This is a genomic window from Flexithrix dorotheae DSM 6795 (genome assembly GCF_000379765.1).
In the GTDB taxonomy this organism is placed as follows: domain Bacteria; phylum Bacteroidota; class Bacteroidia; order Cytophagales; family Flammeovirgaceae; genus Flexithrix; species Flexithrix dorotheae.
On sequence record NZ_KB903444.1, the window covers coordinates 79,948 to 94,579 of the forward strand.

8 protein-coding genes are annotated in these 14,632 nt (G+C 38.8%); 7 read left to right on the top strand and 1 reads right to left on the bottom strand.

What is annotated here, in order from left to right; genetic code table 11:
- Positions 1 to 113: 113 nt before the first annotated feature.
- Positions 114 to 1,835 carry an efflux RND transporter periplasmic adaptor subunit gene (locus A3EM_RS0118365; protein ID WP_020529705.1) on the top strand — a complete coding sequence of 574 codons (1,722 nt, stop codon included), beginning with the start codon at positions 114 to 116 and terminating at the stop codon, positions 1,833 to 1,835.
- A gap of 386 nt (positions 1,836 to 2,221) precedes the next feature.
- Here A3EM_RS0118365 and A3EM_RS0118375 read toward each other — a convergent pair whose 3' ends face one another.
- Positions 2,222 to 3,607: a tetratricopeptide repeat protein gene (locus A3EM_RS0118375; protein WP_020529707.1), complete on the bottom strand. Its 1,386-nt coding sequence runs from the start codon at positions 3,605 to 3,607 to the stop codon at positions 2,222 to 2,224.
- A gap of 249 nt (positions 3,608 to 3,856) precedes the next feature.
- On the opposite strand from A3EM_RS0118375, the gene A3EM_RS42845 reads away from it, so the two are divergent.
- The 6 genes from A3EM_RS42845 (at position 3,857) to A3EM_RS0118405 (ending at position 14,593) form a co-directional block, all read left to right on the top strand.
- A complete protein-coding gene (locus tag A3EM_RS42845; RefSeq protein ID WP_020529708.1) occupies positions 3,857 to 4,414 on the top strand; it encodes an RNA polymerase sigma-70 factor in 558 nt (185 codons plus the stop codon).
- A gap of 143 nt (positions 4,415 to 4,557) precedes the next feature.
- Complete coding sequence (locus A3EM_RS0118385; RefSeq protein ID WP_020529709.1) at positions 4,558 to 5,589, top strand: FecR family protein; 1,032 nt, start codon at positions 4,558 to 4,560, stop codon at positions 5,587 to 5,589.
- Positions 5,590 to 5,685: 96 nt separating this feature from the next.
- Positions 5,686 to 9,285: a SusC/RagA family TonB-linked outer membrane protein gene (locus A3EM_RS42850; protein WP_020529710.1), complete on the top strand. Its 3,600-nt coding sequence runs from the start codon at positions 5,686 to 5,688 to the stop codon at positions 9,283 to 9,285.
- Positions 9,286 to 9,312: 27 nt separating this feature from the next.
- Entirely contained in the window at positions 9,313 to 10,830 is a 1,518-nt protein-coding gene (locus A3EM_RS0118395) for a SusD/RagB family nutrient-binding outer membrane lipoprotein (protein WP_020529711.1), read from the top strand.
- Between the two features lie 29 nt (positions 10,831 to 10,859).
- A complete protein-coding gene (locus A3EM_RS0118400; protein ID WP_020529712.1) occupies positions 10,860 to 14,078 on the top strand; it encodes a LamG-like jellyroll fold domain-containing protein in 3,219 nt (1,072 codons plus the stop codon).
- Between the two features lie 53 nt (positions 14,079 to 14,131).
- Positions 14,132 to 14,593 carry a hypothetical protein gene (locus A3EM_RS0118405; protein ID WP_157637954.1) on the top strand — a complete coding sequence of 154 codons (462 nt, stop codon included), beginning with the start codon at positions 14,132 to 14,134 and terminating at the stop codon, positions 14,591 to 14,593.
- Positions 14,594 to 14,632: the final 39 nt, after the last annotated feature.

A 14,632-nucleotide genomic window follows, 5' to 3' on the forward strand; every position in this document is an offset into this window, starting at 1 on the left:
GCAGCTATACCTGGGACTTTTCATTGGTATTCAGTTGCTGGAATGACCTGGAAAGTTTCTATGGAAATCATTTACATAAGGTTGGAAAGACATAAAGATAATTTTTAAATAAAATGAAAAAGATATTAGATAATAAATTCGTTTATGGAGGATTAATTCTGGCCGTTGGAATTTTTCTGGGCTGGATCATTTTTGGTGAATCAAAAAACTCTCCTCATCACCATAACCATGAGACTGAAATGGGGGATGGGAAGATCTGGACCTGTGCTATGCATCCACAAATCAGGAAAAATGAACCGGGGGACTGCCCCATTTGCGGGATGGATTTAATTCCTCTGGAAAGTGAAAATAGCTCAATTGATCCTATGGCAGTAAACATGTCTCCCACAGCCATGGCACTTGCGGATGTTCGAACAGGAATTGTACAAAAAGGGAATGTCATGAAGCAAATCCGGCTCAATGGAAAGGTAGAAGCTGATGAACGAAAGGTATCTACCCAGACTTCCCATATTGCCGGCAGGATAGAAAAACTTCTGGTCAATTATACCGGGGAATATGTAAGGAAGGGTCAGGTGATTGCTTATATTTATTCTCCTGAATTGGTGCTGGCACAGAAAGAATTATTTGAAGCCCATAAAATAAAGGATGATCAACCGGCTCTGTATGCTGCGGCAAGAGGAAAATTGAAAAACTGGAAATTGACAAATGCGCAGATTGATAAAATTATTGATTCTGGGGAACCTATTGACCATTTCCCCATCCTTTCCGATCTTAATGGGGTGGTGATTGCCAAGAAAGTCAATTTGGGGGATCATGTGATGGAAGGAAGTGCACTGTTTGAAATCGCTGATTTTTCAAGAGTTTGGGTAATGTTTGATGTGTACGAGTCCGATATTCCCTGGGTAAAAACCGGAGCCGAAATTACTTTCACGGTTCAGTCTTACCCCGGAGATGAAATCAAGGGAAAGATAAGTTATATCGATCCGGTTATTGATCCCCAAACAAGAGTGGCAAAAGCCAGAGTAGAAATGGTAAACAAAAATCAGAAACTAAAACCAGAAATGTTTGTTTCAGGAGTGTTAGAAGCCAAATTAAAGGATTATACTGAAGCTTTGGTTGTTCCCAAAAGTGCAGTAATGTGGACGGGGAAAAGGTCGGTAGTTTATGTAAAATCCGGTCAGACCGATCGCCATAATTTTGTAATGCGAAATGTGACTTTAGGACCAGCTTTAGGGGAAGGTTTTGTGGTAGAGGAAGGATTGAATGAAGGAGAGGAAATTGTGATTAATGGTACGTTTAGTATTGATGCAGCGGCCCAATTGGCTGGAAAACCAAGTATGATGAATCCTGATGGCAGCACTGAAATGACTGGGCCTACCTCCGGGAAAATTTCTGCAGCGGCTAAAAAAAGCCTTGAACCGGTTTATCAGAGCTATTTAACCATGAAGGATGCCCTGACTAATGACGATTTCGAAAAGGCAAAATCAGCGGGAATGCAGCTAAAATCCACGTTTGAAAAAGTACCATTGGAAGCCTTTAAAGAGGAGAATTACAAGATCTGGATGGAGCAAAGTGGTAAAATGACTAAAGCATTGGAACACCTGCATCATATTTCCACCATTGAAGACCTGAGGGTTGCTTTTTTCCAGCTTTCCAATGCTATGGTCAGTCTCACGAATACCTTTGATCCCTATCCGGAAACCCTTTACTTGCAACATTGCCCTATGGCCAACAGCGATAAAGGAGCCGACTGGTTAAGTCTGGAGGACAGTATAATTAATCCTTATTTTGGGGCAGCCATGCTGGGTTGTGGTGAAGTGAAAAAGAAGTTTTAAGCACTATGAAGAAATGTTGTAAAACAGAGGAAAAACGGCCTTCCCGGTTTGGGAAATGGTTTCAGCGCATAATCTATATGCTTGTATTTCTAATTATATTTTATGGAATGATGGTTGATATTTTTAAATTTTGATTTTTCAGCTCTGAAAAGTTCTGCATTTTCCCTTATTCTTTTGTTAGTTAGTGTGCTTCTTAAACTTAACATTAAATTCATATAGAATTTTACAGGTACGAATTGAATCTGCGTTAAAAAAATTGTGTTTTAACATGAAATTATATGATAAAAACCAGATATTCCTGTCAACATCTTTATTATTAAATTTTTCAATAACTTTATTTAAAGAAGGCTGTCCAGTTAGAGTTGACAGCCTTTTTTTTTGAATTTTTATTTTCTTCGTCTCAAAGTTGTACTCCCCCCAATCCAGCAGCCCACCTCAATTGATTCTCCTTCCTTATAGCCCTCTGTAAAAATTTCCTCTATACTTGGGAATTGTGCCATAGCAGCCGCCATTTTACTTTGATTGCCGGCTATCTTATACATATCATAAGCGGCCAGAAAAATTAATCTTTGGGAAACAGGTTTCATGCCTTTACAACTATTGTTGGATGTCATATATAAATCTCCCACAAAAGTATAGGCTTCAACGGATTTACCTGGATCTAATTCTACAGCTTCAAATGCGTTACTTCTGGCTTCAGCTTTCCTTCCTACTGCACTCAAAAGCCTGGCATTTTCTAGTAAATAGTTCGCTTTTTTTTCAGGTCTCGTTTCATTTTTCAAAGCCTTTCCATACCATTCAATTGCGGTTTCAAAGTCCTCACTTAAAGCGTATTTCTTCCCAATTGTTCTTGCCAAACCGGCCTTTGGATCAGAATGATAAACTCCTTCGGCAGCTACTAAAAACAAAGGATCATCATAACATTCGGCTTTTATCAGATATTTAAGCGCTCTTTTACTTATCCCAATATCTTCCGGATGACTTTTTAGTTCGGTGCCAATCCGTTTATTTATCATCTCACAGTCAAACTTGATGACTTTGTTTAGGATATCATCCACTTTATTTTCAGCTTCAGTCCAGGCTTCAAGCTCTGTTGTATCGGTGGTATTTTCCTTATTAAAATCAATAATGGAGATGATCTGATCGTGATAATTTAAAACTTCCTCTTCAGATAATTTCCCGGTTTGTTTCAACAAACTAACCGTAGCCATATAGTATTGCAGGTTAATTCGGCTGGTATTATTTCCCCTTTTTTCAATAATTTCCTGGTACAAACTAAAAAGGGTTTCGAAGTTTTCTTTTCCCCGGCTCGCCAAAAAAGGATAAGCTTTAGTGCCTTTCCGGTCAAGTACTTCAGGGTCGTTTCCAAAATATTCCAGCCTTTTGTCAAATAAATCTAAAATCTTATCCTGCAACTCAAGTTTTCTTTCTTTATCTTTTGATTGTTTGAGCAGGTAGTTGTAAATTTTATAACCATTTATATAAATAGATTCCTGTAAATAGGGAATATTTTCCAGCAGCCAGTCAAGGTTTGGTTCAGCTTCTGCCCAAAAGTCTTTTCCATAATTAAATTTATCGGAATAAAATTGAAATTTCTCTTTGCCCTCTGCTTTGTGATCACCCCAGCAATACCCAAAATCGTCACAGTTTTTAGCATCTGGATGAGGGCTTTTTTCCAGAGCCATTAAGAGTTTCCCATCCTCCTGGGCGTAACTTTTAAAATTTAAGAAGCTATATAAAACGAAGCTTATTAAAAGGGGTAATTTTTTCATTGCATTTATTTTAAGATGATTAATCAGACAAGTACAATATAGGCTTGCAAGGTTTTATGGTGATGAACCAGGGATTATTAAATGGTTGTTTTTAGTTACTGAGGTGAAAAAAATGCATCCAATAATTCCGTTCTTTTTTTAACAGGATGGTTATATCTTAACAATTTCTTAAATATCAGTAAACGCCTGATTGGTGTATAAAAAATACTTTTGTGTTCGAGCCCTCATTAAAAAAGGCTGCTACTAACTTTGGAAGACTTAGAACTCATTCGGAAAATAAAAAAAGGTGATCAAAAAGCTTTTGATGTGCTGTTTTATAAGTACCATAAGCAGTTGTGTCACTTTGCTTATTATTATCTTTCTGATAAGGAATTGGTAGAGGAGATAGTTTCGGATGTATTTCTTAAAGTATGGATAAAAAAAGATGTAATTGAGATAAAAGGAAATCTGAAATCTTACTTGTATTCCATTACCAAAAATTTGGCTATTGATCACTTAGCAAAAAACAAAATTGGTTTTTCAGAACTTACTCCTCAAAATTCTCAGGAACATCATACTAAAAATAATCCCGAAAAGGTCCTTTTATTTAAGGAATTAAATTCCAGGATAAATGGGCTGATAGGAGATCTTCCCTCCCAATGCAGAATGGTTTTTATCCTAAACAGAAAGGATGGATTGAAATACAGGGAGATTGCAGAATTGATGAATATTTCTGTAAAAACTGTAGAAAACCATATGGGTAAAGCACTCAAAGTTTTAAAGAATTCCCTTACTTATATCCTATTTCTGGGCTCCTTATTCCTATAATTAATTGATTTTCATTGAATCTTTTTATCAGACTTTTCCTTTATGATGGATATTCATTCATAATTCCGTAATTATTTCTTAACAGCACCGGGGTAGGGGTACATTAGTAATCTTCCCGTCTACTTGTAAAAATGAAGTGATGAATGGAAAATATAAACTGGCCTCTTTTAGCAAAATATTTTAATGGAGAAGCCACTGAACTGGAAAAGGCTATAATTAAAACCTGGATGAAGGATCCTGAAAAAAGGGAAATCATTGAAAGTGCTAAGGCCAATTTAGATGAGCACCTGGACCTGGAGGTAACTTTTGATTCTGATAGAATTAAAAAGTTATTGGATGATAAAATTAAATTACACGAAAGGTTTCAATCCGGAGTAAAAAGCATTGAGAAAAAAGAGCCAAAAGCTGAAATACGCTTTATCTCTAACAAGCACTGGCTAAATTTGGCGGCTTCCGTTCTGCTTGTTTTTTCAATAGGTTTAATGGCCTACTACTTTTATTCCGGTCATTCTGCTGGGGATGAAGTTGAAATAAAGTTGGTGGAAAAAGTGAATCCTAAAGGACAACGGAGTGTAATAAAATTACCCGATGGTTCAAAAGTTTGGCTAAATGCGGTAAGTAAAATTAAAATTCCTGAAAAATTTTCCCCAACATCAAGGGAAGTATTTTTAGAGGGTGAAGCCTTTTTTGAAATTCAAAAAGATAGTGCCAGGCCATTTATTGTTCATTCGGGAGAGATGGAAACCATGGTTTTGGGAACATCCTTTAACGTCAAGGCCTTTCCCGCTGAAAAAACTTTTGAAGTGGTGGTTGCCACTGGAAAAGTAAGTGTTTCAGGGAAATTGGAATCAAAGAAAGTTTTGCTGCTACCAAAACAGCAAAGCATTTACAATGTAGAGGATAAAACACTTTTGACCAGTGAAGTTAATTTAAAAAATTACTTAGCCTGGAAAGATGGGATTTTATACTTCCAAAATGAAAAAATGAAAGCCATTATTCCGGAACTTGAAAAATGGTATGGAATAGAAATACAAGTAACTAACAGTGGCATAAACGAAGAAATATTTACCGGTGAATTTCAAAACATGTCGCTGGATCAGGTGCTAAGTGGGATGGGTTTTAGCCTTGGGTTCAAACATCGTTTTGAGAAAGATACAGTTTACTTACATATGTAATTTGCAATACTTACTGCTGAAAAAAGCGAAAATAACTAATAAGCGAATAACTCTCTTATGTAATTTTATAATATAATTTGGTTTTAATGAATCATTATGGATAAAAAACTTTTACTCATTTTTGAGGGTAGAATGCTATGCGCCATTCTGTCCTGTATGGTATTACAAATATTTTTGAATTTCCAACTCAAGGCAGAGGAAAAACAGATACCAAGTATAAAGGAAGTCAGGGTCAATCTTTCTATGAAGAATGCCAGTCTGCCTGATTTTTTCACTGATATTGAGCATAAAACAGAATTCAAATTTGCTTATGGTATTGAAGTGGTGCAAAAAAATGTGGTGCTTTCCAAATCGGTAAGTGAAAAATTGCTTTACGATTTGTTGTATGAAGTGGCTGAAGAACACGGTTTGCAATTTAAGCAGATCAATAAAATGATCTTTGTAAAGCCAACTGATAACAAAGTAAAAAATGAAAGACCTATTGAAATTGACCTCACTTTTCAGGAAAGAATAATTGAAGGGAAAGTAAATGATGAAACAGGTAGTCCGCTTCCTGGAGTAAGTATTCTAATTCAAGGGTTGGGAAAAGGGACTATCACCAATCTGGATGGGAAATTCAGATTAAGTGTGCCTTCCGGACAGAATTATCTTATTTTTTCTTATATCGGATATCTCTCAAAAGAGGTAGAAATTGGTAATCAGGCGGAAATAAACGTAGATATGGAACTTGATGAAACCAAATTGGAAGAAGTGGTAGTAACTGCTTTAGGGATTGAAAGAAACAAGGATCAATTGGGATATGCCACTCAAAATCTGGATGGAAAAGATGTAAATGAAGCGAGAGAAACCAATTTTGTAAATTCCTTAAGCGGAAAAATTGCCGGAGTAAATGTGGTTTCAAATTCTACAGTTGGGTCCTCTTCCAGAATTACCATCAGAGGAGAATCTTCTCTTCAATTTCAAAACAACCAGCCATTATTTGTGGTAGATGGGGTGCCGATAGGAAATGATCCGGTGCAAAATACTACCGCTGCGGATTATGGAAACAGCGCAGCAGAATTTAATCCGGCTGATATTGAATCTATAAATGTATTGAAAGGGCCGGCTGCTTCTGCTTTGTATGGTTCAAGAGCTGCCAATGGAGTAATCGTGATCAAAACGAAATCAGGGAAAGGAACTCCCGGAATCGGGATAAGTGTAAATTCGAGTGTCACTTTTGAGGATTTATTGGTACTCCCCAAATTTCAGAATGAATTCGGACAGGGTTCCAGTGGTTTATTTGAAGGATCTAATTTTGGCTATCAGGGAAACCTGGATTTGTACCCAAACGGAATCAGTGATGGATATGATGAAAGCTGGGGCCCAAGGTTAAACCAGGGTCCAAACAGGGCACAATTTGATTCGCCAACACTTAATGGTTATAGAGGAGGTGATGTGCATTTGAATAACAGAGGTGAAATAATTCCAACTCCCTGGGTTTCAAATCCGGATAATGTAAAAGATTTTTTTGACCAGGGAAGGACTTTATACAACAACTTTGCGGTTTCAGGTGGAAATGAGAAGGGAAATATACGATTGTCCTATACCAACCTGAACCAGAAAGGTGTGGTTCCCAATAACAACCTGATTCGAAATACTTTCACGGTGAATACCGGATATAATTTTACCAATAAATTATCTGCAAATTTTTCTGCCAGTTATATCAAAACAGAAAGTACCAACAGGCCGGATCAGGGATATGGAAGAAATACGCCAATGTATTTTATGCTTTGGATGACCAGACAGGTGGATATAAATAACCTGAGAGATTACTGGCAACCGGGTTTGGAAGGTATTCAGCAGTATCAATACAATTATGGAGAAAACCATAATAATCCTTTTTTCTATCAATATGAAAATACATCTGGTCAGGATAAAGATCATATGTTTGGAAATGTTTCCCTTACCTACAAAATTTTGGATAACCTCTCCCTGAGGTTAAGGACTGCCACAGATCTATATAATGATTTTAGGCCTCAAATTCTTGCCGTGAGCACTGTAGGTGTGCCCAATGGGAGATATACGGAAGCCAAATTAAATTTCCAGGAAAGGAACTCCGATTTCCTTTTAACCTATGATTTCAATAAACGAAAAGACTGGGGATTTTCCGTTTCGATAGGAGGAAATCAGATGCACCAGGAAAAGAGATTTGAATCTACTCAGGCGCCTGAATTACTGATTCCGGGAATCTATAATTTGGGAAATACTGCAGCTCCTTTAATCATCAATTCCTCCAGATCTTCCAGGAGAATTAATAGTTTGTATGGTTTAGCAAGGTTTGATTTTAAAAGCAAGGTTTACCTGGATGTAACCGGAAGAAATGATTGGTCAAGTACTTTACCTGAAGATAATAACGCTTATTTCTATCCTTCTGTAGCCTTAAGTGCTATTGTCAGTGAAATGCTTGAGCTGCCTGATTTTATTTCTCTGGTTAAATTCAGAGGAGGCTGGGCACAGGTTGGGAATGATACGGAACCCTATCAATTATACAATTCATTTGGGTACCAGAGGCCATGGGCAGAAAATCTGGCTTTGGCGGAAAACAGTTCTCTAAAAAATCCACAGCTTAAACCTGAAATCACAACTACATATGAAGTGGGAGCAGATATCCGGTTTTTTGAAAACAGACTTGGTTTAGATCTTACGTATTACGATATCCGGTCCAAAGATCAGATTTTACAGATTCCCCTGGCCGAATCAACTGGTTATACAGGAAGAGTAATTAATGCCGGGGAAATTAAAAACCAGGGAGTTGAAATGGTATTGACAGCTACACCTGTGGTACTTCCTAACAGCTTCAAGTGGGATATTACTGTCAATTTTGCCAAAAATGTGAGTGAAGTTGTGGAACTGGCTGATGGAATTGATGCTGTAGTGCAATCTGCTCCGGGAGAAGAAGCCACCATTGAAGCCAGAGTAGGGGAAAGAATGGGAGCCACGTATGGGCCTGGATTTGTGAGAGTACCTGAAGGCCCATTAAAAGGTCAAATCATTATCAATTCAAATGGCTTACCAGTAAAAACATCTGATGTTGGGGAAGCTCCGGTTTATTTGGGAAATTTCAATCCGGACTGGACGGGTGGAGTTTACAACAATTTTTCCTTCAAGGGTTTTTACCTGGGTATTTTATTTGATATCCGGCAGGGAGGAAAATTCATTTCAAGATTTTACAACAAGGCGATTGGTGCAGGACAGTTGGAAGAAACTTTGGTGGGACGAGCGGCCAGGGAAGTTGGAACTGAATATGATGACCCCTATTACCTGGAAGGGGCAGCAGATATGGGAGATGGGACTTATCAGCCAAACCTCACGATATTTGACGGAACTCATTCGGAGGGTGTTTACGGTACAAGCATCAGAAATTTCCACAAACGCTATCATGACCATAATTCAGAATCCCAATTGTTTGATGCCTCATTCGTGAAGTTGAGGGAATTAAAAATTGGATACCAGTTACCAAATACCATTATGGGTAATCTTCCCTTCAGAAACGTGTCCCTTTCAGTGGTGGGTAGAAACTTAAAATTATGGACCGATAATCCTCATTTTGATCCTGAAACCGGAGCAACAACCGGTAATGGCTTAGTTCCCGGTTTTGAAAACATGAGCATTCCAAGTACAAGAAGTTTAGGCTTCAACTTAAGTTTCAATCTTTAATAACCAGAGCGAAAAAATTATTTTACCATGATAAATTCAAATACCAATAAAATCTGGCCTTTTATTCTGTCATTTCTCATGATAGTGGCCTGTACAGATGAGTTTGATGAAATTAATACGAATCCTAATGTTCCGGAACAAGTAAATAATCCGGGTTTATTATTACCTGCCATTATCAGGGGAACAATGAACGACCATTTTACAGGATCCTGGAGAAGAGGGGCAGTCGTTTCAGATTATCTGGCCAATCAATTTGTGAGTGCCTTCGACTGGACACCATCTGATGCCAATGAATACTTCTTTTGGGATTTTTATGGCGAACTCAGAGACGTACAGAATATGATTGAAATTTCGGAAGAAAATGAGTTCCTGAATTACAAGGGGATTGCTTTGGTTTACCGTTCCTTTTTGTTTCAGTCACTTACCGATATCTATGGTGATATTCCTTACTCAGAGGCTATAAAGGCTAAATCTGGAAATATTAATTTCCCGAAATACGATACACAGGAAGCGATATACAGCGGAATTTTAGCAGATTTGGAAGAAGCCAATAGCATCTTAGGAACTGGTAGTGAATCCGTTACAGGAGATATTTTGTATAATGGTGACCTTTTAAACTGGAGGAAATTTGCCAATGGTTTACAACTCAGAATTTTACTTCGCCAATCCAAAAGAAAAGATCCCACTGCCGATATGCAAAGGATTTTAGGCGATCCAGACAAATATCCATTGTTTACCTCTCATGAAGATCAGGCCGCTTTACAATACCTGGAAGAACTGGGGAATGAGTTCCCTAGGTATCGGGTAACCGTAGGATCTTTTGGTGGAACTACGCACATTTCTACCACTTTGGAAAAACAACTGAAAGATTTAAATGATCCCCGATTGTATGTTTTTGCACAACCAACTCCGGCTACGGTTGGAACGGCAAATCCGGAATATTTAGGAGTTCCAAATGGCATTGTGGACGAAGATACCTACAACGGTGGTTCAGCAAATCAATCTCCTCCCGGATTATTATGGGCTCCAATTGACTGGAGTGATGAAGCATCACCCAATGCAGCTCAAAGCCTTTTGATGACTTATTCAGAACTTCAATTTATTCTGGCTGAATCAGTAGAAAAAGGTTATATCGATGGGGATGCGGAGACTTTTTACATGAATGGGATAAAAGATCAGTTTGAGTATTATGCTTCCAGGATTCCCCAAAATTTCTCTTTCCCAACTGCAGCCAATGTGATACCTGATGCAAGTTATTATACCCAGGATTTGGTGGCCTACTCAGGTTCTGCAGAAGACAAACTAAAAAAGATCGGTTTACAAAAATGGCTGGCCTTGTTCAATTGTGGTTTTGAAGGCTGGTCGGAATGGAGGCGAACGGGAATTCCTGAAATTACACCTGGTCCCAATAGTACCGGAGTAATACCCTTGCGACATTTCTATCCATTATCTGAGAGTAATCTCAACAATAAAAATTATTCAGATGCAAATGCCAGACAGGGGGCAGATGTCCTTCAAACCAAAGTCTGGTGGGATGTAGACTAAATTTTCAAACTTATAGAAGATAATTCATTATGAAATACAGGATAAGCTTATTACTCCTATTTTTAATAGGCATTTTTCAATTGGCCTTGGCACAAAATCCGGTGGTCTATTTGCCACTAGACAATAACCTGGAAGATGCCAGTGGAAACAGTTTACACGCTCAGGATGCAGGAACTGAATCAACTGTTTTTGTGGAAGATACAGAAAGAGGGAAGGTTGCCAGTTTTCCCCTTGCTGCCCATGCCCAGTTACCGCTTGATGATAAACTGGCTTTTGGAACAGGCGATTTTAGCTTTGCATTCTGGATTAAAATTGATCCAAATATTCCCATCCCCAGTGACCCGGTGATATTTAGCAATAAAGACTGGGGAAGTGGAGGAAATGTAGGTTGGCTGGTAGCCCTGGATGGAGCTGATGATCCAACTTCACACCAATGGACTGTGAACGTAGCAGATGGAACCTCCAGATTAGACTGGGATGCAGATGATAATGACACCCCGGGCTTAAAGGATGGAAAATGGCATTTTGTGGCCGTCACTTTCGACAGAGATGCTACTATGAATGTTTATCTGGATGGAGAATTGAAACAAATGGATCCTGCAGATGACTCCAAAAACCTGACCCTGACACCCGGTACTTTAGATTCTGGATTGCCTTTCACGATTATGCAGGATGGCACGGGGGCTTACAGTGCAGATTTTGCTGCGTTGCTGGATGATATTCTTGTGTATGACAGATTATTGTCTGATGCAGAAGTTCTTGACCTGAACAACAATGGTTTTACTGCGGAAGAAGATGCTTCATTCGGGGCAAGTTTTTATTTGCCATTGGATGATAACCTTAACGATGCAAGTGGAAATAATTTGAATGCTACGGATGCAGGTACCGAAAGCACTACTTTCGTAGATGATTCTGAACGGGGAAAAGTAGCCAGTTTTTCAGCTCCTGCTCATGCGCAATTGCCTTTAGATGATAAAATTGCCATTGGTACCGAAGATTTTAGTTTCGCCTTTTGGGTAAAAATTGATGCCAATATTCCTATCCCAAGTGATCCGGTGATCTTGAGCAATAAGGATTGGGGAAGTGGTGGAAATACGGGTTTTTTGGTAGCATTAGATGGTGCTGATGATCCCACTTCACATCAATGGACCGTGAATGTAGCAGATGGAAATGGCCGGTTGGATTGGGATGCAGATGACAATGCTACTCCTGGATTAAAAGATGGGAACTGGCATTTTGTAGCGGTTACTTTTGATAGAGATTCAACAATGAATGTCTACTTCGATGGGGAACTAAAACAAACAGACCCTGCTGATGATTCGAAAGATTTGACTTTGATTCCCGGAACTTTGGATTCCGGTTTGCCTATCACCATTATGCAGGATGGTACCGGAGCTTATGGGGCTGATTTTGCTGCCTTAATGGATGACTTGAGAATGTGGAAGGGGAAAGTTTTAACGAATGAAGAAATCATGGCAGTGTTCAATTTTGAGCCGGACAATGGGGGAAGAGAGGATGACATTACCTATGGTGCCCAGGTTTATTTACCGCTCGATGAAAACCTAAATGATTTAAGTGTAAATAAACTTAATGCTACCGATGCTGGAACTGTAAAGGTTTCATTTGGTGAAGATACTGAAAGAGGGCTTGTGGGTTTCTTTGATTTGGAAGCGCATGCCACCCTGCCTTTAAGTCCGAAATTAGCCATTGGAAAGAAGGATTTTAGTGTGGCATTTTGGGTAAAAATAAATGCCGATGTACCTGTACCCAGTGATCCTGTAATTCTAAGTAATAAAGATTGGGGGAGTGGGGGTAACCCAGGATTTTTAGTGGCTTTGGATGGGGCCGATGATCCCACTTCACATCAATGGACGGTGAATGTGGCCGATGGTACCTCACGATTGGATTGGGATGCAGATGATAACAGTACTCCGGGTTTAAAAGATGGGAAATGGCATTTTGTGGCAGTTACTTTTGACAGAGATTCTACCATGAATGTTTATTTTGATGGAGAATTGAAACAGTCTGATCCTGCGGAAGATTCTAAAAATTTAAGTTTACTAACAGGTGAGCTCGATTCTGGATTACCAATTACCATTATGCAGGATGGTACTGGAGCTTACGGAGCCGATTTTGCGGCTATGTTGGATGATATTCGAATTTGGGTAGGAGAGGCTATTTCGCCAAAAGATGTACTCGCCATTTACAATCCCAATGATAAATCGTATGAAGCAGATGTGTTTTTACCTTTAAATGAAAACCTGAATGACATAAGCGGCAATGGCTTACATGGAACTGATAAAGGAAGTGAACCTACTCAATTTGTAGTGGATGATACACGGGGTTTAGTTGCTGAATTCCCGGTAGCAGCTCATGCACAATTGCCATTAGATCAGCAATTAAATTTTGGAGCAGAGGATTTTAGCGTAGGTTTTTGGGTGAGAATTGATCCTAATGCACCTATTCCCGGTGATCCTGTGATTATTGGAAACAAGGATTGGGGAAGTGGTGGAAATGCCGGTTTTTTGGTAGCGCTCGATGGGGCAGATGATCCTTCGTCCCACTTGTGGACGGTGAATGCGGCTGATGGGGCAGGCTCCAGATTAGATTGGGATGCGGACGATAATGAAACTCCGGGATTAAAGGATGGGAACTGGCATTTTGTTTTGGTTGCTTTTGATCGGGATGAAACAATGAATGTTTATTTTGATGGTGAATTGAAACAAAGTGATCCTGCTGATGATTCAAAAAACCTGGGTTTAATTCCGGGAAATTTACATGCTGATTTGCCTTTTACCATCATGCAGGATGCTACTGGTGGCTATGGTGATGATTTTGCTGCAAGGTTAGATAATATCAGGATTTGGAATAGGGTGGTAAATGCAGGAGAAGTGGCTAATATTTTTGAAAACGACAAAGGCAATACTACCAATGGAGGTGATGATGGAGGAATAATATTAGGCTTTGAAGAAGAACCACAACCTTTGCAATTGGTAGCTTATCCAAATCCATTTCAATCTGAAACCAGGCTTACTTACAAATTGGAAAAAGCCGGTCCGGTGAAGCTCTCCATTTACAATACTGCTGGACAGGAAATAAAAAATCTGGTTGAAAAAAATCAGTTACCGGGTGACTATACTTATACCTGGAATGCCTCCGGATTTAATCCAGGGCTTTACATATTCAGGCTGGAAACTTCATCTCAGTTGATCACAGGGAAATTGTTATTATCTACCAACGGGAATTAAAAAGACCAGATGGATTTGAAAAAAATTATTGATAAAAATCAAAAAATTAAAATATGAAACGATTAAAACTATTCTTTTTCCTGATAACTATGGGAATGTTGATAGGCTGTGATGAGGATAATTCGGGTAATATTCTTGATATCGAACTCACCGCCCAACAAGAAGCTGCTGTTTCCCTTAGAGGAAAATGGAGTTCACCTTCGGATATTTCCCTACCATTTGGCACAACACCAACTGTGCTCAATGATTTACTAGTGGAATTCAGGATTGATAATGATTACAATCCTGGTACTTTTTCAGTAGAAGGTGCAGATTATTTTTTTAAAACTGAAGATGCTTTCTGGAGTTGGGAAGAAGGATCTTCAGAAGATGTTGTGTTATCTAATGTCTCTCCTGTAACCAAAATTAAAGTAATGAAAGAAGGTGTAAAAATACGTCTCACTTTTAATTACTCCAATGGAAGAGTTACCGGAGTAGGTGAATACGGAGTCACCTTAAATAAAATTTCACCCTAATCTTGTTAATAATTTAAGTACAAAAAGCCCTCATGGGGC